Raw genomic sequence first — 21200 nt, forward strand, 5'->3', positions numbered from 1 at the left:
TCATGTTCCACTACTACTATAGTTTGTATTGGCTTGTAGTGGTCTGTTTCGGCCATTGAATCGCACAAAAATGACGAGAGTAAATGAAGCTATCAAATAAAACTCAAGCACTCCAAGACTTAATTGCTCCTGCAGTGCAAGCCTGTGGTGTTGATCTTTGGGGGATTGAATTCCTTCCTCAAGGAAAACGTTCTTTATTGCGCATTTATATCGACAAAGCTGTCGACGAGAATGCAGAACCCATCATCAATGAAGATGGTGAAGAAGAGCAGGGCCGTGGCATCGGCGTACAAGACTGTGTACGCGTGACCCAGCAAGTCGGCGCAATGATGGATGTCCATGATCCAATTTCAGGTGAATATGCACTTGAAGTGTCATCTCCGGGTTGGGATCGTCCATTTTTCCAACTTGAACAATTGCCTGCATATATTGGTCAACAGATCGCTTTTCGTTTGATCAGTGCGGTCGATAACCGTCGTAAATTCCAAGCTAAATTGGTTGCTGTAGATCTTGAAGCTGAAATGATTCAAGTCGAAGTGGAAAAGCAACAGGTGCTTGAAATCGATAGTAATAATATTGATAAAGCCAATTTGGTCTATCAAGATTAATTCATTTAATAAATAAGAATCTGAACGAATAGGTGGCTTATGGCACGTGAAATTCTTACCGTAGTTGAAACGGTTAGTAATGAAAAAGGTGTACCTCGTGAAGCGATTTTCGAAGCCTTAGAACAAGCGCTTGTTGCTGCGACTAAAAAGAAATTTTACGAAGGAACAAACTCTGAAGAAGCTCAGCTTCGTGTAGAGATTGATCGTAAAACGGGTGAATACAGCACTTTCCGTCAATGGGAAGTGGTTGCGGATGAAGATCATGAGATGCCAGCATGTCAAGATGCGATTTCAGATGTTGATCCTGCACAATGGTCGATTGGTGATATTCGTGAGCTTGAAGTGCCTTCAATTGACTTCGGTCGTATTGCGGCGCAAATTGCAAAACAAGTCATTGTTCAAAAGATTCGCGAAGCTGAACGTGCGCTGATTGCAGATGCCTACGAGTCTAAAGTGGGTGAGTTGATCTACGGTGAAGTGAAAAAGCAAACCAAAGATGGCTTTATCATTGACTTAGGTGACAATGCTGAAGCGTATCTTGCACGTGAAGAAATGATTGCAAAAGAAATTTTGCGTCCGAAGCAACGTGTAAATGCGATTTTGTTTAATGTGAACCGTGAAGGCCGTGGTGCACAACTACAATTGTCACGTGCCAAGCCTGAAATGCTCATCGCTTTGATGAAGAAAGAAATTCCTGAAATTTCTGAAGAAATTATTGAGATTAAAGCGGCAGCGCGTCAACCTGGTGTTCGTGCTAAAATTGCTGTGAAAACCAATGATCATCGTATTGATCCAGTGGGTGCATGTATTGGTATGCGTGGTACACGTATCCAAGCAGTTCAGCAAGAATTGAACGGTGAGCGTATTGATGTTGTTGTATGGTCTGATGATCCTGCGCAGTACATTGCGAGTGCTTTAGAGCCGGCAGATGTATCGGGTATTGTGATTGATGAAGAAGAACGTACAGCGGACATTATTTTCGCAACTAGCGATCAATTAGCGCGTGCGATTGGTTCACAAGGTCAAAACGTACGTTTAGCCTCTGAACTTACAGGCTATAAACTCAACATGATGCTTGAAGATGAGTATCATGCTCGTCAGCAAAATGAAGCACAACAATACTTAGACCTATTTGTATCGCGTCTAGATATTGAAGAAGATTTGGCAATGGCATTGGTTGAAATGGGCTTTACTTCTTTAGAAGAGATTGCTTATGTTCCAGCTGAAACATTTGACGAAATCGAGCTAGATGCTGAAGTTGTTGAATTACTTCAAAGTCGTGCCAAAGAAGTTGCATTGGCTGATGCATTACAGCAGCAAGAAAACATCCAAGATCCAAGCGCGGAACTCGTTGCAATGGAAGGGATGACGCAAGAGATTGCTTATGCACTTGCAGCACGTGGTGTCATCACAATTGATGACTTGGCTGACCAAGCGACTGACGATATTGCTGATATTGAAGGTCTGGGTACAGAGAAAGCGGGTCAACTTATTATGAAAGCGCGCGAATCATGGTTTAACTAGGAGATCTACATGACGGATAAGACGATACAAGAGTTAGCTCTCAGTGTGAACCGCCCTGTTGAGAAGCTCCTAGAGCAGGTTCGTGATGCTGGTTTACCACAGCGTAAATCGGACGATATAATCTCTACTGAACAACAAGATGCCCTCGTGCACCATTTGAAGAAAATTCATGGTCAAGACGATGGTCAGGCAGGAAAAATCACGTTGAAACGTAAAACGACCAGTACCGCTAAAGTAGCGAGTACATCAGGTAAGGCAAAAACGATTAATGTAGAAGTTCGCAAGAAACATACATTTACCAAGCCAGATCCAGAACAAATTAAAGCGGAAGCTTTGGCAAAAGCGCAAGCTGAGCAACAAGCTCGTGCGAACGTTCAAGCTATGGTTGAACCAAAAGCTGAAACTCCAGTAGTAAATAAAGCGGCTGCAAACTTTGAAGCGATGCGTGCTGCTGCAAAGCAAGAAACGACGAAGCAAGAAGTAGCAAAAGCTGCGGTAGTTGTGAAGCGTAAATCAAACAATAAGCCTGTGGTTAAAGCACAAGTTAAAGTTGTTGAAACACCTGAACAGAAAAAAGCACGTGAAGCTCAAGCCGCTCAATTAAAAGCGACTGAAGAAGCAGCACGTCGTAAGGCAGCTGAAGAAGCGCAGCAACGTACACTTGAACAAATGCGTCAAATGGCATCTAAGTATTCAAACGAAGATGCAACTGCGACCATTCGTGTAGTGGATGATTCTCCACTTGCTGCGGGTCTGGTTGGTCAAGCATATGAAGACTCATTTGCGAAAGAAGACCGCGAAATCAAACGTGGTACCAATACGCCAGCTACACGCGCACCGAAGAAAGGTGGTCGTCGTGGTGAAGAGCAATCTTTCCGTGATAACTCGCATAAACGTGGTTTAAAAACAAGCTCTGCAAACAAGCATGGCTTTGAAAAACCGGTTAAAAAGCAAGTTTATGATGTTGAAATTGGTTCAACCATTGTGGTTGCTGACTTGGCTGCGAAAATGGCAGTTAAGGTACGTGAAGTAATTAAGTCACTCATGAAAATGGGTGAGCTTGTGACTCAAAACCAAGCGATTGATCAAGAAATTGCGGCATTAATCGTAGAAGAAATGGGCCATAACCCAGTTCTTGTATCGGATACACAAGCTGAAGATAACTTACTGGAAGCAGCAGAAGAAGCACGTGGCGCTCAAACGACTCGTCCTCCTGTTGTGACTATCATGGGCCACGTCGACCATGGTAAGACATCGTTACTTGACCGCATTCGTCGTGCTAAAGTGGCACAAGGCGAAGCAGGTGGTATTACACAGCATATCGGTGCTTACCACGTTACAACGGACAAGGGTATCATTACTTTCCTAGATACTCCGGGACACGCAGCATTTACTGCAATGCGTTCACGTGGTGCGAAAGCAACGGATATCGTCGTTCTAGTTGTTGCAGCGGATGATGGTGTAATGCCACAAACAGCTGAAGCGATTGATCACGCACGTGCTGCAGGTACGCCGATTATTGTTGCAATCAACAAGATGGATAAAGAATCTGCTGATCCAGATCGCGTATTAAATGAATTGACTGTGAAAGAAATTGTGCCTGAACAATGGGGCGGTGACGTTCCTGTTGCAATGGTTTCAGCACACACAGGTCAAGGTATAGATGAGCTTCTAGATATTATTTCAATCCAAGCTGAATTACTGGAGTTGAAAGCATCTGAAGAAGGTGCTGCTCAAGGTGTCGTGATTGAAGCACGTGTAGACAACAGCCGTGGTGCGGTAACGTCTATCCTTGTTCAAAACGGTACATTGAAAGTAGGTGACCTTGTTCTTGCCGGCGCATCTTATGGTCGCGTACGTGCGATGACAGATGAAAACGGTAAACGTATTCAATCAGCTGGTCCTTCAATTCCAGTTGAAATTTTAGGTCTGCCTGAAGCTCCAATGGCGGGTGATGAAGTTCTTGTTGTGAATGACGAGAAGAAAGCACGTGAAGTTGCCGATGCGCGTATGGATCGTGAACGTCAAAAACGTCTTGAGCGTCAAAGCGCAATGCGTCTTGAAAATATCATGGCGTCTATGGGCAAGAAAGATGTGCCTATCGTCAATGTGGTGTTGAAAACTGATGTACGTGGTACATTGGAAGCATTACACGTTGCTCTTGCTGACCTTGCAACAGACGAAGTTAAAGTCCGTGTTATTGGCTCAGGTGTTGGTGCGATCACCGAATCTGACGTGACACTGGCTGAATCTTCTGAAGCGGTACTTCTTGGCTTTAACGTACGTGCGGATAACGCAGCGCGTCAAAAAGCGGATGCTGACGGTATCGATATTCGTTACTACTCAATCATCTATCAATTGATTGATGATGTGAAAGCAGCGATGAGCGGTAAGCTTGCGCCTGAACACCGTGAAACAATTCTGGGTGTGGCTGAAGTACGTGAAGTGTTCCACTCAAGTAAGTTTGGTGCAGCAGCAGGCTGTATGGTACTTGAAGGTATGTTACACCGTAATAAACCAATTCGTGTCCTTCGTGATGACGTGGTTGTGTTCCAAGGTGAGCTTGAGTCACTTCGTCGCTATAAAGAAGTGGTTGAAGAAGTTCGTGCAGGTATGGAATGTGGTCTTGCGGTTAAAGGTTATAAAGACATCAAAGAAAAAGACAAGATCGAAGTCTATGATGTTCAATTGATCAAACGGAGTCTTTAATGGCGGGTAGTCAACGTCTTAAGCGCATGGCGGATACAGTACAACGTGAGTTGTCTGAACTGATTCGTCAAGAGTTGAAAGATCCACGCTTAGGTGGTCTTGTGACCATCTCTGCAGTGAAGGTTAGTCCAGACTTAGGTTATGCTGAAGTATATGTGACTGTGATGGGCCGTGAGCTTGGCGATGAGCAAAGTGAAGCAGCCAATAAAGAAACGCTAGATGTGCTGAACAAAGCATCTGGTTTCTTGCGTCACGAACTCGGCCGTCGTATTAAGACACGTATTACACCCCGTCTGCGTTTCCATTACGATAAAACCAATGCATATGGTAACTATATGTTTGGCCTGATTGCTGAAGCAGTAAAGGATTTACCCGCTGATGAAGCAAACAAAGATGATGAATAATTCAGTCTAACTGAATCAAAAAGCCACCTTCGGGTGGCTTTTTTATGCGGAGTAATGGCTGGAGCTAGATTAAGACTTGAGCGATATTGCATAGGATTATGATAGGGGAATAGGGGGTTGAGCTTTTAGGGATTATTTTGACCATCAAGTTGCTGTGAACTGGATTGATATGGGCAATGATTCACTAGGGGGAAGACTTTGATCATTTTAATTTTGAGTAGATTGATCAGCCCACCTATATTGGTCAATGTACTGGATGTGACACCATCCAATAAGTTTGAACCTTATCATTAGTACGATGTTCAAATTAGCGCAACACCACCATGTCAGTGCTGAAGCGCTAGAAATGTATTTATTTTTATATCTTTAAGGACACAAGCATTTAAAGACGATGTTCAGTGTCTTCATGCTTATTGCTAAAAGCTCTGCGACGAGTACGTTGCCAAGGAAGTGGACGGTTGAGTGCTTCTGGAACGTCACCGCTCAGCGAGCGTAAGCGCAAATGTAGCGCCGCTTGCGCCATCAAATTTGCCGATACAGGTGCAGTTAAGAAGGCAAACAGCGTTAATAACAGCTCAGCAAAACCAAAGCGTCCTTGAAATGCAGAATAGATCATTGCCGCGATCAAGAAGCTCCCTAAGCCTAAGGTGCTTGATTTGGTTGGAGCGTGCAGGCGCATGAATAAATCGGGCAGGCGCACCATTCCAATCCCTCCGACCAGCATGAAGAAAGTGCCGATCATGAGAAAAATGGAGACTAAAATTTCCATCGTAAGTTGCATCGATCTTGCTCCTAGTCAATCACATGACCTGAGGTGAAGTAGCGTGCTAAAGCGGCTGTAGAGACAAAGCCGAGCATCGCAACCAATAGCGCACCTTCAAATAATGAAGTGCTGACCCAGTAAATGCCTAAAATAATAATGAGGCAGATTGCATTTAAAAAGAGTGTATCGAGTGCTAAGAGTCGGTCTACAATTGATGGGCCGATAATTAAACGAATTAGGCACAGCAACATTGAAATGGTGACCGCGATTAAACAAATCCCGAGGGCATAAGGCAAAATAGTCATGCTTTGTCTCCTGCTTCGACACCAAAAATTTGCATCAACGGTTTTTCATAACGCGCTTTGATATTTTCAATCTCGGCATTTTCATCATCGGTGCTGAGGGCGTGAACTAAAATGTCCCCACGATCTTGATCGATGCCTGCTGAAACAGTGCCTGGTGTAGTGGTAATAATCATCGCCAGTAAGGTGTTTACTTCCTCATGTTGTGTTTCCAGCGGAACGCGAAACCATTTGGGTTGTAGACGATCAATTGGGCCGAGGACCAATTTAGCCACTTGAATATTCGACATCACAATGTCGTATAACACCACAAAAAATAGTTTCACCGCCGCTTTCCATTCAATATTTGGAGTATAAGTAATGAATGGTCTGATCAGACGCGGAATAAAAATAGCCAGTAAAAATGCCATCACTAAGCTGGCTGCGTCGACACTATGTGCCAACATTACCCAGCTCAGCGCAACAATCACCGAGACAAAAGGGTGGGGTAACCAACGTTCCAAAAACGACGTTTTTTTCATGTTTAAGGCTCCACCATCGGTTGTAGGCTTTCAGCATTGGGATTCACTTCAGCCTGTTGTTGCTGTTGCATTTGGCGTTTTTTGTATTCTGAAATATGTTCGCCTTCCAGTGTTTCTTCTGAAATTAAATATGGAATCAAATGTGCATTCGGATCCACCCGTTCGCCACCATATTTGGTTTCAGGTAAATTTTCGCTGTCGAAAGGTTGTACGCTAATGGTTTGCCCATGCTCATCAGTTTTGAGCAAAGTTTGTTCATAGAGCACATTATTTTGGATTTGCTCAGCCGTTTGGTAAGTGTACTTTTGAATTGGACCTGCAAACACCATATAAGCCATTAAACCGACCAACAAGAGATAGATGGTTTTGTCATTGCGCTTCGGTGCTTGTTCAGGCAAAGCTTGGTACACCGCATAAGCAGCTTCATTCGGGTTGTCTTCTGGTTTAGTTGCGCGCCAAAAAATCACGAAACCTACACGTGTAAACGCAATAATACTCAACAAGCTCACCACTAAAATGGTCACAATAATCAGCAATTGATACGGTGAGTGTGCGGTGGCTTGAAGAATAAACACTTTACCTAAGAAGCCACTAAAGGGCGGTAAACCTGCCATCATCAAGGCAATGGTGAAATAGGTTAACGCCACCACCTTATGCTGTTTCATTTGCGGTGCAATTTTAAAGTGGTCTTTAAACTCACCACGTTGAGAGGTAATCCAACCACTTAAAATGTAGAAAGCTGCCGCAATAATGGTACTGTGCACCAAATAATACAATGCCGCTGCCCATGCCAAGGTATTGAATAGGGAAATGGCGATTAAAATCGTGCCCACAGAAGACAAAATCATAAAGCCAATGAAACGACGTAAGCGTTCTGCGCCCATCGCGCCAATCACACCATAGACTGAGGTAATTAAACCAATCGGCAATAGAATGTATTGCAGGATTTCACGGCTAATGGCATCGTCAAATACGGTGCCATTAACACGTAAAATGGCATAAATACCGACTTTGGTCATGATGGTGAACAGTGCCGCCACAGGAGTGGTCGCGACCGCATAGGTTTTCGGTAGCCAAAAACCGACAGGTAGCATGGCTGCTTTAATGCCAAAGACTGTAAACAACAACAGCCCACCAGCAACAGCAATGCGATGTTGATCACCTTCTAATAGAGGCATCAAACGTGCAACATCCGCCATATTGAGGCTGCCGACGCTGCCGTAAATCATACCCAGACCAATCAGAAACAGAGCTGATGCCAACAAGTTAATAGTGACATAGTGAATGCCGAGTTGAAAACGCGCTTTGCCTTGGCCATGCAGTAACAGGACATAGGAGGCCATCAATAAAATTTCAAAGAATACAAACAGGTTAAATAAGTCGCCTGTTAGGAAGGCACCGGTTAAACCCATCAGTAGGAAATGGCACATGGCATGGAAATAACGGCCACGTTCATCCCATTCTTTGCTGGCAAACCACATCACTGGAACAGCCAAGCCGTAGGTTAAAACCAACATCAGGGCAGACAGTTGGTCGAGGACCAAAACAATACCAAATGGTGCTGTCCATTCACCAAGGTTATAAACACTGATTTGCCCTGAGCTGGCAAAGATCAGATAGTTGACCGCTGTAAATAAGCCCAACAGGCCAGAGGTATAACTGATGCCTCGACGCCACGGTTGTCGCCAGTCTTGTGCTAAAGAACCTGATCCTGGATTACCCAGTAATACCAAAATAAAGGCAGTAATGGCAGGAATTAAAATACTAAAAATTGGGGTGTGTTCGGTCCAAAATTGGATGAGGTCATTCATTATGGCTCATCCTCACGTGGGTCAATTTGTGGTATTTCTTCTTTAGAGTCAACGTGGTCGGTTCCTGTTTCATAACGACTGCGTAAAGCCAGTTGTACAATAAACGCCGTGGTAGCAAAGCCAATCACAATCGCGGTTAACACCAAGGCTTGTGGCAAAGGATCAGTGGCTTTGCTGGCTTCCGTGAGTACCGCGGGTGCATTAAGTTGAAGTCGCCCCATGGCAAATAAAAATAAATTGACGGCATAACCAATCATGGCCAAGCCAAGTACCACAGGGAAGGTACGGGCACGTAAAATCAGATAGATGCCTGTGGCAGTCAACAGACCAATAGCGGAGGCAAGTAACAGTTCTAAACTAATCATATTAATCCCCCTTTGGTATTGGACCAGACATACTAGAGTGACGCGAGTCCCCGAGTACTGAAATAAGTAGCATGGTCGCACCTACGACCGTGATATAGACCCCTACATCGAACAGTGCAGCTGTCGCTAGGTGCATTTCGCCTAAGATCGGTGGCGACACATAAAAGTGTGCACTGGTGAGGAAGGGACGTCCCCAGAACCATGCGCCTAAGCCTGTTAATCCTGCAATGACCAGACCTGTTCCAATCCAGATTTCATACAAACGACCAGACTTGGCTTTGAGCAGTTGTTCTGCATGATCCTGACCGAGTGCCATGTACTGAATAATCAAGGCCAAAGCGGTAATTAGACCTGCGATAAAACCGCCCCCAGGCAGATTGTGTCCACGCAGGAAAATATACAGACTGACCACCAAGGCAATAGGTAAAATCCAAGACGCAGTGATACGAAGCATCAACGGAGAGGGATTAAAACGGTAACTGAGACCTTGAGTCATGGTGGTGCCGTGGGTACGCATACCATCCATTAAGCACAGTGCACCAATGCCTGCGATGCCGAGGACGGTAATTTCACCGAAGGTATCGAAACCACGGAAGTCGACCAAAATCACGTTGACCACGTTGGTTCCGCCGCCTAATGGAATCGACTGCTGCATGAAGAACCATGAAATGGAGTTGTGATCACGGGTCAAGATGAGCCATGTGATCCATGCAATGCCGAGCCCGCCGCCTATTGCAATGAGGGCATCTCGCCAACGACGTGAGACACTCGACTCATAGGGAGTGAGTTGCGGTAAGAGCGATAAACTCATTAATAACAGTACGGTGGTGACCACGTCGACGGTGATTTGTGTCAAGGCCAAATCAGGTGCAGAGAAGCAGATAAAGACCATAGTCACGACTAAACCAATCGCGCCACTGATCAATACTGCTTTAATCCGTTCGTGGTGGAACCACAACATCATCCAGCACGAAGAGAATAACAGTAGCCATAGTACGACCGCTAAAGCAGGGGCATGGGTGAGTTCACGGGTACCTGTGGTCAGCCCTTGTCCTAAAAATGGAAGTGAGACTATGGCAATACTGAAGACCACAATCCAAAGAATATAGCTTTGTAATTTACCGTTTTCAGTCCAGCGTTTAAATTTGCGCGAGTTGAGCAGGAGTGACTTAAGGAATAAATCAAAGGCAACTCGACCTTGTAGACGACCTAGGTATGGATCGAGATCAATTTCTCGAATTTTGCTACCCTTCGCGAGACTGAAATAGAAAATCAGACCGCCAATCGATGCAATCACGCTCATCAATAATGGCATGTTAAAACCATGCCATAGGGCAAGATGTGCGCCTTCAAAGTCCATCACTTGGGTGCTGGCGCGTGCTGTGCTGTTGACGATGTTTTCAACCAAAAGGGCAGGGAATAAGCCGACTAAAATACATAGAATCGCCAGTAAAGTAGCGGGTGCACGCATGCCAAAAGGTGGCTCATGTGCATCTTTGTTCGGAACTTGTTTGCCCACTGGGCCATCGAAGAAAACCCCATGCACCAAACGCACGGAGTAAGCCACTGCAAAAATCCCCGCCAGTGTCGCGACAATCGCCGAGCAGATCAGCACAGGACCAGACAGATTGCTAAGCAGTTCAGTAAAGAACATTTCTTTAGATAAGAAACCGTTGGTCAAGGGCACGCCGGCCATTGATGCTGCAGTGACCATCGTCAAAGTGGCTGTATAAGGCAACAGTTGCCATAACCCACTAAGCTTGCGTAAATCACGTGTGCCTGACTCATGATCGATAATACCTGCGATCATGAACAGCGCTGCTTTAAAGGTGGCATGGTTAATAATATGGAAAATAGCCGCAGCCACAGCCAATGGTGATCCGATTCCCAAGAGACACATGATCAAGCCGAGATGGCTGATGGTTGAATAGGCCAATAAACCTTTCAGGTCTTCTTTAAAGATGGCAAAAAACGCAGCCATACACAGGGTAAATAGGCCAATAAAGGTGACCAAATTATGGAACAGTGCCGCACCTGCAAAAATGGGTAATAGTCGTGCCACCAAGAAAATGCCCGCTTTTACCATGGTTGCTGAGTGTAAATAAGCAGACACGGGGGTAGGGGCTGCCATCGCGTTGGGTAACCAAAAATGGAATGGAAATTGCGCACTTTTGGTAAAAGCACCGAGTAAAATCAGCAGCAACGTAGGAACAAATAACGCATGACTTTGAATCTGCGCTGTCATCGTCAAGATTTGATCAATCTCGTAGGTGCCTGTGATTTGGCCGAGCAAGATGAAACCACCTAGCATGGCTAATCCGCCCATACCCGTAATGGTCAATGCCATGCGTGAGCCACGTTGCGCCGCGTCGTAATTGCTCCAATAACCGACCAACAGAAATGAGGAGATACTGGTCAACTCCCAAAAAACGAGGAGTAATATTAAATTATTGGAGAGTGAAATTCCGAGCATGGCTGCCATGAACAACATCAGCAGTAGATAGAGTTTGTTGAGAGAATTTTTTGGGCCTAAATAAAAATAGGCATAAATATAAATGAGCGTCCCGATGCCACTAATCAGTAAGGCAAAGAGGAGGCCTAATGCGTCTAGACGGAAGCTGAAGTCAATTCCAAGCTGCGGCAACCATGACCACGACTGCGTAATGACAGCGCCATTAAACACCTCTCGTGCTTGGGTCAGTAATAAGCCTAAACTTGTCATACTGACCCCAACAGCTGCGAAGGCGGTTAGCCTGCGTGAGCTCTGCTTCAGTAATGAGACAAGGGTTGTGCCAAGTATTAACGGTAACAATATAATAATCGGTAGCACACTCGTTTCCATTGTCGTGAATAGGTCAAAACCTATTGGTGAATCTCATCTTTCAAGGATTACAGGACTGCAAAGAGCAGCCCAAGAGTCTCAATCTTGAAAGCCAATGTGAAATTTAAAAATAATGAAGTTGTGTTGCGCAACTCATGAAGCGTTATAGCAAAATCCGATTTCAGTTAGAAATTTGCAAGTAAAACCGATCATATAACATGACTAAAACAACATCAATCTTTTTTGCGCTGACGCAAAACATTATACGCGTGATGGTTGTTTCTTGGTGGATGACAGGCACTTTCTCAGTGCAAGAAATGTAAAAAAAGCGACCGTTGGTCGCCTGTTTTTGAGGGTTTAAATGGCTATGTTTATTAAGCAGGCTAAGTTAATGGATTTGCCGATGAAGCATCATCCTCAGCACTGAGTAAAGCAATCAAATGCTGTTGCTGTTCGGGAGAGAGTTGCTGTTGAATCTGTGTGAATAATTCAGCCACACTTAAATCTTGGGGTTCAGCCGCAATCGGTTCGGTGCTTCCACTCGTCGCTTCATGATTGGCAAGGTTTTGGTAAATCACATCGAACTGATGTTGCAGTGGTTCGAGTTGGATGGGACTTAATTGCTTATTTTCCAGTTTGAGGCATTGAAACTCACTGGCTTGTTCCAGCAACTCACTTCGGTTGCCTGAGGCGATAATTTGTAGTCGAGGAAAAGCCTGATTTAAACGTTTTAACATGACTTGCGCCATATTTTGATCCAATTGATGATCAATCGCATCAATCAACAGTACGCCGTCACCTTCTAAACAGGGGAATAGGCTTTCAGGATTGAGTAGGCATAAACGTCGCACAATATCGCCAACGAGCGCCACCCAGTTGCGAATACTATTGGAAAGCTGTTGATAGAGCATGATGTTGCCATGGTAGCGCACCATCAGTTGTAACTTGGGATGATATTGCAGATAAATATCTTCTATTTCGGGCAGAACGGTTGCTAACGCTTGCTTGAGTGCTTGTAGGCTGGGCGACTGGATATGTGCTTGAGCCTGAGCCAGTTTATAGCTTAAGGGAATATCGGGTGGCATGCTTTTGGGCTGATGCAATATCGTTTGTAAAAACTGTGCAGTTTGCGCATTTTCAATATCGCTGATTTCACGAAACCACTCAAAGAAGCGCGCAAAGGTGGTATAGGGAATAGCTGAAATTTCATAGGCATGTGCATGTTGGAAAATCAGGGGATTGTTCTTGCTGAGAATATTCATTTCATTGACAAAACGTTCCGCAGGATAATACGCAATCAACGGCAAACCTTGCAGTGGATCTTGTAGCGTTGCCTGCTGATATAGATTGACCAGTTGTTCGAGTTCCAAGGTTTCAACTCGGCTGATGCCAATTCCTTGTTGGTTTAAGGTTTTGTAGAGTTGCCATGTATAGGGTTCGGGCGCAGTATCGGCTGCCGTAGGTTTGAGATCATACAGCTCAGCGGGCACAGCAACTTGAATATCAATTTTGGACTGTAGGCGGTTCAGCATAATATCGTGATCTAACATCACCACACCTGCAGAGCGTAAATCTTTATAACGGGCCGCAAACCAAGTCAGAGCCTGATAGCTAAAACGTAAGATCGAGGTCTTGCCTGAGGCTTGATCGCCTAAAATTAAAGTGACGGGTTTATCGTGATAAGAAAAATCGACTTTAAGGTCAGCAAAATGCAGGATGTGTTTCAGGTGAATCGATTGAATTTTCATAGAACACCCGCAGCGGTTGTGACTATTTTTACATTCGACTATCCAACAACTTTACGTAATGAGCTTGGCATTTGTTTTTTCAGCTGTTGCATCAGGTCGTAAATGTGATGGATATTTAAACTTACTTTAGCACGTGTACAGGCCACGTAAAGCAGTCTTAACTCTTCATCACTAATTTTATGGTCTTTGTCGTTGACCTTAAACTGATAATCATCTTCGATGTGAACGCGGTTCCACTCTAAGCCTTTGGCTTTGTGTGCGGTGGAAATAATATAATCCGCTTGTTCAATCGGCGTAATCTTTGCAAGGGCTTTTTTGAGTGGATCGGTGCCATGATCATCCACCAATTTCACTAAAGGTTTGATGTCACTGCCGTCATTGGTTTCGCAGTATTCATGTACATCATGCCAAGAATTAAACCAGGCCAGTTCAGGCACATCGGTGACGCGCTTGCCTTGTTTGAGCATCGCTGCGGCATCGACAAAGCGGTTCAGTTTGACATGGTCGGCTTGTAGGCTGACTTTGTCGCCATGAACTAATCCTGAAAGCAGCAGTTCCATGGCGCGCGCATTGGTGCGACATAAAATCGCATCGCGCATTTTGGTATGGGGTTTGTTGACCACTTTGGAGTTGAGCAGAGGGTTGCCCATGAGCGGCACGGTTTCATTCAATGCGCCTAAAATAGCATTGGCATGCAATGCAATCTCTTCACCAAAACGGAACGAGGTGGTGAGACGGGACTCAGGCAAAGGCAGTTGTTGCATGGCATTGACTGCGCCGCGCCATGCATAAATCTGTTGGTGTGCATCTCCGACATAGATCACTTGTGTATTACGCTGCTTCAGTAAGATGCCCAACATCAGCGGATCGGCATCTTGTGCTTCATCAAACAACACATAGTCACTTGGGATATTGGGTTCAGACAACGCCCACAGTTTTAAATAAATATCGTGACCAATCCCAGCTTGATGATTGGGATCGATGGACTCTAACCAACGACGTTCAATGGCAGGGTAGAGGTGCTTTTGTAGTGAATCGATATCATCGGGATGTAACCAACTCGGTGCTTGTAAATGTCGCGGTGCAGGATACTGAGAACTGGTTGAACAGAAGTGACTCACAGCATTCGCCACAAGGCTGGCCAAGCGTGATGGCATCAACACATATTTTTCATAACGTCCGCCCATCATCCGTCTTAGGGTGATGGGTTCAAGGCGGTATTCTTTGGCAATAAAACTCGGACTTAAACGAGGCAGACGAAGTTTGTCCGTCACTCCACGTGGAACACTGCGAAAAGCAAGCGAGTGAAAGGTTCGGCAGTCGACATTGCCATGAAACTTCGTTTGCGCTTCGCTGGCAATGGCTTTGTTGAACGCTAAATACATGCCACGTCTTTGCGGCATAGCATCGCTAATCATTTGCAGTGTGGTGGTTTTACCTGTGCCTGCATAGGCAATCACTTTAAACGATTTGCCCAGACGCGCGTTATCAATGGCAATGGCTTGCTCATAAGTCGCGCTCGGTTTGATGATATTCGACACAGGCAATAAACTTAGTGGCTGCGGTTGGCTTTTTCAAGCAAACCAGAAAGCCCTTGACGACGTGCCAATTCATTAAGAACCACTTGAGGGTCTAAGTCGAAATAGCCTAAAACCACAATCGTATGGAACCAAAGATCTGCCACTTCATAGATCAAATCATTTTTATGGTCTTCATTGGCTTCAGATTTAAAATCCTTAGCCGCGATAATGGTTTCAACCGCTTCTTCACCGACTTTTTCTAAAATTTTGTTGAGACCTTTATGATACAGCTTCGCGACATAAGACGAGTCAGGATCAGCTGCTTTACGCTCAGCCATCATTTGACCGAGGTAGGACAAAACTTCAACTTGCTCAGACTGAGCCGTTGAGGCATTCATTGCCAATGTATGTGGATTTTTCGATTTTTCGCCATAAATCGCGTTCGGGTCTTTGAGCTGTGCATCCACAATTTCCCAGCCATTTGGCGTGAGTTTACGGTAGAAGCATGATTCACGCCCTGTGTGACAGGCAATTCCGCCGTGCTGTTCAATTTGCAGCACAATTACATCGGCATCGCAGTCGAGACGAATTTCATGTACGGTTTGAAAATGCCCAGATTCTTCGCCTTTGTGCCATAACTTGTTGCGTGAACGAGAGAAATATACGGCTTGGTTTTTCTCAGCCGTCAAAGCCAAAGCTTCACGGTTCATCCATGCAACCATCAAGACACGTCCCGTTTGGTGATGCTGTGCAATGGCAGGGACTAAACCTTGTTCGTTAAATTTTACTTCATCGAGCCATTGCAAATTGTTCATAAGATTTCACCAAGCGAATAAATATTGAGAGTGTTACGATGTTAACGTAGCGCGCTATAGTCTACGTGATTTAAACAGAATAGAGGAGAAACTTTCTACAGTTATCTCACAGCGGCTTAATTGATATATTTTAGAAATTCAACCATCAGTCACCCATCCAAAGCGGATGACGATGATTGTCATCGCATTCTACACAGAATGATTGTTTTGTTTTGCAATATCCCGATAGTTCATTTGACTGAACATGCCTAATTTTAAACCTGAAATCGTCACCGCCATTTCTTTACGGAAATAGGGGATTCGATACATCCAAGCAAAGCTTAAATCACGTAAACCACCTGCCCACCATAGGTCAGATTGGTAAAGTGGTGTGAGTAAACGACTTAAAAATTGATAGAACGCCGTCGAACTTTGACGGTGTTGATGATAAGTTTGCCAGAGTTGGACATAATCAAGGGCTTCATTTTTTCTTGCGCTTTGAACCGCTTGCCCCAAAGCCCATGCATCTAAAAGGGCCATATTTGCACCTTGCCCCAGTTGTGGACTCATCGCATGTGCTGCATCACCAATCACACCAATACGACCCTCACCAAACTTAGACAGCACCACATCACGATAATTTGCAGTCAACCATTGTGATTTTTTTTCAGGCTGGGCAATGACTTGTTCTAACCAATCCGCAGCAGGTTTCCACCGTTTAGACACTTGGTTTAACCAGTCGGAATGAGCTTGTGAGTTGTGTAGAAAGCTATTCAGTTGATGGCTTGGAAGACTCCAAAATACACTCGTTAGTCTTTGGTTGGGTTCATGTGGAACTGTACCGGTTGGTAAGATGCCCATCATGATTTTAGATCGATCATGAAACTGATGTAAAATTTCTGTATCTAATTCAAGGCATTCAGGAACAATCGTCCATTTCGCTCCCCAAGGATAAGCTTGATCAACCTTTACCCATTCTTTCGGTCTTAAAAGGCTGCGTGCGCCATTGGCAATGATCACAGCATCAAAAGCTTGATCAAATGATTCACCATCTTTTGTACCCAAAACTCGGACTTGATTGGATGTTTCTTCTAATTTTTGAATGTTGGTATTCATATACCATGTAATGAGTTCAGGATATTCACGGCATTTATTTTCTAAAACATGGCATAGAGTTGCTCGGTGGATACCTACACCATAAAAATCAGGATGCGCTTGTTGATAATGGCTATTGACCAGTAAATTTCCATTCGGTAACTGACCTTTGAGCCCAGTGACTTTTGCACCCAGTCTTAAAATCTCATCTAAAAGGCCTAAATGCTCAAAAACAGCTAAACCAGAGGGCTGAAGTAACAGTCCTGCTCCGACAGGTTCAAGTTCTGAGGCTTTCTCTAAAATACTGACTTGAATATTTTGTCGAGCCAGTAAAATAGCAGTGGCTAACCCTGCGGTTCCTGCACCGATGATGGCGAAGTGGAGTGGGTGATTAGAAATCATAGATCGAATGATTTAACCATTGTCTAAAATGAATGCATGACGAATATCATCAGGTTTTTTTAATTGGTCGATGTTGATTTGAATGGAATCCTCTAACGAGCTTGCAATAATACTTTTTTCCCATGATTCATTTTGTAATTCAATAATTTGAGCATACTTTTCTTGTTCACTTGAAATTATTGTTAGCATAGAAAAAATGTAATCTCGATTTTTCTTTATTTGGTCAGATTAAACAAGATTACATTCATGCGCAAATTTTGTTTATAAATCTTGTATGACCTGTGCAAAATGCTGTTTTTCCACCATTTCCAAGAACTCATCGCCTAAGCGCTGACTTTCAGAAATACATTGGTTCCACATTTGAATGCGCTGTTTTTGGTCGAGCCCTTTGAGTGTGAAATCTTTACGATCGGGCAGGCGTCCTAAAGGTAAGCTCTGTAAATAGTCTTGGGATGGGGACAATAGCAGCGTACGGGCTTGATTTTCAGGATTGGCGTGACGTTTAAACAGCTTATCAAACCAACCGGGCGTAATGCTGTCCGTAAAGTGTGGATAAAGCACAATGCCTTGACTCTCAAAAGGCAGATCGATGTGATAGTCAATCAGACCACCATCACGATAACTGCCTTGTGGTGCATCTGGAATATCACGAATCGCGGCCATCACGCCTGGAATAGAGGCTGAGGCAATCAACCAAGGCAGAACGTTTGCAGCGGTGAGGCTGTGATAATGAGTGAGGAAATCATCTTCTACTTTAAATTGTTTGCCATTGCTGGGCTGACTAATCACTCGTTGCATAAAGTGGCGACTATGCTTTCGCGCAACAGCGGTTGTGCCGATGATACCTGCCACAGAGGCCAAGAGCGGGAGAACTTGGTCACTTTGGAAGATGTGTTGAGCCTTAATCGACAGTACCGCGAGGTGGTAATCGGGATGATTGACCAATTCCGCTTCTTTGCCTTGCACCAAGTCGAGCAGCATGCCACGGCAAATATCACTGACTTCTTGACGCTGCATTTTTTTGTCAAAATAGAGATTGGTATAGAGTTCACCTAAACGTTCGGTACCTGCTTTTGCACCGTGCGCTAAGATGCTGGCAAAGCGCCAACTGCCAATGGACGAACCAATCAAAGTCCGTCTTTGCGGCGCACGAGCAAAGAATTCACCAAAAATAGCTTGGTCTAAACCTTGAATCCCGATCCCTTTGGGCCCACCTGCGGCACCGGGTACAATATCGACCTGCTCAGCTTGTAAGCCTTCGCTTTGAATGAGTTGACGTGCTAATTTACCTGCACGAATGCTTAAAGCTGGAGGGTGTTTATGCAGGATTTGAGTCATCGTGATCATTCAAAATAGACAATATGTATTGTCATTTTAACTGGCGAGAGAACGAGCACATTGGCGAAAGTGATCCAATAATGACTTGGGAGTCACTTCCTACATAGAAGTTAAACATAAAAAAAGCCTGAGAGACTCAGGCTTTTAATACAGCAGGAAGCGTCTATTTAAACACGCGCCATACTGCCAATAAGCTGGTGAGTACAATTAAAATCACTGAAATAAACCAAGGCGAGATAATCGCAATCGACAGCAAAATGGCCATGAGACTGCCAAAAATCCAACTGCGTTTTTGCTGATGCTCCATTTGTAGGCGCATGCTTTGTAGTTCATTGAGCTGTTTAGCATGCCAGGCTGATTGGTTTTTGAGACCATTTAAGCTATCGACCAACAGCGTTGGGAAGTCTTGTGCCCCTAAAAGTAAATCTGGAATTTTTTGTCCCAGCTCTTTTAGGTTCTTTTGTGGATTCATTTGCGCTTTGATCCAATCGGTCAGGATTGGCTTTGCCAAACTCCAAATGTCCAGCTCTGGATAAAGGTCAGTCCCTAAACCTTCAACATGTACGAGGGTTTTAAGCAGCAGCATCAGTTGTGGCGGAATTTCCAAATGGAAGCGTCGTGCAATATCCATCACTTGAATCAAAATGCCCGCGAAGTCCAATTCATGCATAGGTTTGGACACCATTGGCCCGACCGTGCGACGCATTTCACGTGCTAGTGCATCTTGGTCTGTGCCCGGTGGAATCCAACCAGCTTGATGCACGATTTGAATCAGTTGCATAAAGTCGCTGTTCATGACCGCAAGCAGCATACGTGCCACGGTCATTTGGTCGTGCTTCGACAACTCACCCATAATGGCACAGTCTAGTGCAATATAGCGGGGTTGGCTTGGGTTTAGGGTTTCAACGAAGACATTGCCTGGATGCATGTCGGCATGAAAAAAGTTGTCACGGAAGACTTGGGTAAAGAAAATGGTTAAGCCTTTTTCCGCCAGATCTTTACGATCCATTCCCAGCTTTTCGAAGGTTTCAATATCTGAAATGGGGACGCCAGTAATGCGTTCAGCCACCATCACGTCTTTGCTATCCATATAGACTTCAGGCACATACATCATGCTTGAGCCTGTAAAATAATGGCGCATACGACGGGTGTTGTCGGCTTCTAAAGTCAAATCCAGTTCATTTAAAATGACCTGACGATAGTCCTGAATAATTTCAGATAAGTGCAGTGCACGCGCGGCTTCTAGGCGTTTTTCTAGAAAATCACCTAGCCATTCTAAAATTTCAAAGTCTTGTAAAATTTGACTACGAATAGCGGGACGGGTGACTTTCACCACCACTTCGCGACCATCATGTAAAGCGGCCGTATGTACTTGAGCAATCGAGGCTGCTGCCAAGGGTTGTTCGTCGAAGCGAGCAAACAGCGTGTTTACATCGGCTTTCAGTGAGTCTTGAATGCGCATTTTCGCCACATCAGAACCAAACGGTTTGACACGGTCTTGGAGTAAAACCAGTTGCTGTAGTACTTCAGGTGGAATTAGGTCACGACGAGTAGACAGCAACTGTCCCATTTTAATCGCTAGTGGTCCCATTTCCTCTAAAGCTTGTTTGAGCTTCAGTGGATTTTTTCGTTCACGACTGGACCATGCCGCAGGGTGCATACGAATTACACCCAGCGCATGGCGCGCTTTTTCAGGCAATTCTTCCGCAGGAAACAACGTGTCGAGTCTATAGTGCGCGGCAATGCGCCAAAGTTCGAGTAAACGTGAAACATGCGGAATCATATATGTAAATACCTAGTCCTGAGTTGAGTCTTGAGTGTCAATCTGTGCTTGAAGCTGTTGAATTTTGGCTTCGGCACGATCTAAGTTTTGATTAAAAATACGGGTATCTTGATGCAGATCATCCATTTGCCAACGCGGGGCAAATAGACCACTGTCTTCTTTCAAGGCATCTTCAGCAAAAAACAAATGACTTTGTAAGGCCTGTTTGATGTGCTTCGGTGCCAGTTGGATTTTGGCCAATTCATGCGCCAAACTTGGGCCAATCCACGGGCTTAAATGCGCAGCCAAGTCAGGCTCAGCGTGTTGCATAATCCGTTGAATATCTTGCAGAAGGTGATAATCGCCTTGGAGCGGGATAGTGCCGACATCATCCGCCAGTAATAGCTTGAGCAGCTCAACCACATTGGCCACCGTTAAAGTGGCGGTTGCAGCGGTGTGAGATTGAGCTTGGTCAAAAGGGCGTTGTTCGAAAATGGACGCTGTTTCACTATGCCCTGTAACGGTAGGTTCTAAGCGCACTTTGGCTTGGTCAAAGAACACATCTACAGACAGTTGCGGGGATGCGATCACCACACGTAACATCTTGCCTTGTAGTTCATTGAGCTGGATGCGAGTGATCGCATCCAAATTAATCACATGATGAATTAATCGTTCAATTGCACCGAGTGCCAGAATCGACCACATAATTTGCC

General features: G+C 44.7%; 18 protein-coding genes. 4 read left to right on the forward strand and 14 right to left on the reverse strand.

The genetic code is table 11. The features are described from left to right. The first annotated feature begins 83 nt into the window (after positions 1-83). From rimP to MN200_RS01885, 4 genes are read left to right on the forward strand one after another with little or no spacing between them, the layout of a single operon-like run. Positions 84-608, forward strand: coding sequence for a ribosome maturation factor RimP (gene rimP, locus MN200_RS01870; protein ID WP_004692708.1), 525 nt, complete (start codon positions 84-86; stop codon positions 606-608). A 39-nt stretch (positions 609-647) separates the two neighbouring features. Then, entirely contained in the window at positions 648-2132 is a 1485-nt protein-coding gene (gene nusA, locus MN200_RS01875; RefSeq protein ID WP_004692706.1) for a transcription termination factor NusA, read from the forward strand. Positions 2133-2141: 9 nt separating this feature from the next. Continuing rightward, positions 2142-4841, forward strand: coding sequence for a translation initiation factor IF-2 (gene infB, locus MN200_RS01880; RefSeq protein WP_005400936.1), 2700 nt, complete (start codon positions 2142-2144; stop codon positions 4839-4841). Further along, positions 4841-5245, forward strand: a complete 405-nt coding sequence (locus tag MN200_RS01885) for a ribosome-binding factor A (protein ID WP_004978763.1) — start codon at positions 4841-4843, stop codon at positions 5243-5245. The genes infB and MN200_RS01885 overlap by 1 nt, the downstream gene beginning before the upstream one ends. A gap of 382 nt (positions 5246-5627) precedes the next feature. On the opposite strand, the gene MN200_RS01890 is transcribed toward MN200_RS01885, so the two are convergent. The 14 genes from MN200_RS01890 to MN200_RS01955 all read right to left on the reverse strand — a co-directional run bounded on the left by MN200_RS01890 (position 5628) and on the right by MN200_RS01955 (position 21192). Further along, a complete protein-coding gene (locus tag MN200_RS01890; RefSeq protein WP_004692702.1) occupies positions 5628-6026 on the reverse strand; it encodes a Na+/H+ antiporter subunit G in 399 nt (132 codons plus the stop codon). An 11-nt stretch (positions 6027-6037) separates the two neighbouring features. After that, positions 6038-6313 (reverse strand): monovalent cation/H+ antiporter subunit F, encoded by a 276-nt coding sequence (locus MN200_RS01895; RefSeq protein ID WP_058868798.1) that lies wholly within the window; start codon positions 6311-6313, stop codon positions 6038-6040. Beyond that, complete coding sequence (locus MN200_RS01900; protein ID WP_004692699.1) at positions 6310-6831, reverse strand: Na+/H+ antiporter subunit E; 522 nt, start codon at positions 6829-6831, stop codon at positions 6310-6312. Before MN200_RS01900 ends, MN200_RS01895 begins: the two co-directional genes overlap by 4 nt. A gap of 2 nt (positions 6832-6833) precedes the next feature. Beyond that, entirely contained in the window at positions 6834-8642 is a 1809-nt protein-coding gene (locus tag MN200_RS01905) for a monovalent cation/H+ antiporter subunit D (protein ID WP_058868799.1), read from the reverse strand. Next, positions 8642-9007 carry a Na+/H+ antiporter subunit C gene (locus MN200_RS01910; RefSeq protein ID WP_004692695.1) on the reverse strand — a complete coding sequence of 122 codons (366 nt, stop codon included), beginning with the start codon at positions 9005-9007 and terminating at the stop codon, positions 8642-8644. The genes MN200_RS01905 and MN200_RS01910 overlap by 1 nt, the downstream gene beginning before the upstream one ends. A gap of 1 nt (position 9008) precedes the next feature. Continuing rightward, positions 9009-11849: a monovalent cation/H+ antiporter subunit A gene (locus MN200_RS01915; RefSeq protein WP_058868800.1), complete on the reverse strand. Its 2841-nt coding sequence runs from the start codon at positions 11847-11849 to the stop codon at positions 9009-9011. Positions 11850-12211: 362 nt separating this feature from the next. Further along, complete coding sequence (locus MN200_RS01920; RefSeq protein WP_242759984.1) at positions 12212-13576, reverse strand: AAA family ATPase; 1365 nt, start codon at positions 13574-13576, stop codon at positions 12212-12214. Between the two features lie 38 nt (positions 13577-13614). Then, positions 13615-15117, reverse strand: coding sequence for an AAA family ATPase (locus tag MN200_RS01925; RefSeq protein ID WP_004692691.1), 1503 nt, complete (start codon positions 15115-15117; stop codon positions 13615-13617). Between the two features lie 11 nt (positions 15118-15128). Further along, on the reverse strand, positions 15129-15911 hold the full coding sequence (gene hisIE, locus MN200_RS01930; protein ID WP_004978775.1) for a bifunctional phosphoribosyl-AMP cyclohydrolase/phosphoribosyl-ATP diphosphatase HisIE: 783 nt from the start codon (positions 15909-15911) through the stop codon (positions 15129-15131). A 189-nt stretch (positions 15912-16100) separates the two neighbouring features. Then, a complete protein-coding gene (locus tag MN200_RS01935) occupies positions 16101-17387 on the reverse strand; it encodes an NAD(P)/FAD-dependent oxidoreductase (protein WP_242759985.1) in 1287 nt (428 codons plus the stop codon). A 12-nt stretch (positions 17388-17399) separates the two neighbouring features. After that, entirely contained in the window at positions 17400-17576 is a 177-nt protein-coding gene (locus MN200_RS01940) for a hypothetical protein (RefSeq protein WP_004692686.1), read from the reverse strand. 72 nt (positions 17577-17648) lie between these two features. Then, on the reverse strand, positions 17649-18725 hold the full coding sequence (locus MN200_RS01945; protein ID WP_126038486.1) for a patatin-like phospholipase family protein: 1077 nt from the start codon (positions 18723-18725) through the stop codon (positions 17649-17651). A 163-nt stretch (positions 18726-18888) separates the two neighbouring features. Further along, on the reverse strand, positions 18889-20508 hold the full coding sequence (locus MN200_RS01950; RefSeq protein WP_004692684.1) for an AarF/UbiB family protein: 1620 nt from the start codon (positions 20506-20508) through the stop codon (positions 18889-18891). 12 nt (positions 20509-20520) lie between these two features. Continuing rightward, positions 20521-21192 (reverse strand): hypothetical protein, encoded by a 672-nt coding sequence (locus MN200_RS01955; RefSeq protein ID WP_183173608.1) that lies wholly within the window; start codon positions 21190-21192, stop codon positions 20521-20523. Between the last annotated feature and the right edge of the window lie 8 nt (positions 21193-21200).

Origin of the sequence: Acinetobacter sp. LUNF3 (assembly GCF_022699605.1) — a bacterium.
Classification (GTDB): domain Bacteria; phylum Pseudomonadota; class Gammaproteobacteria; order Pseudomonadales; family Moraxellaceae; genus Acinetobacter; species Acinetobacter johnsonii.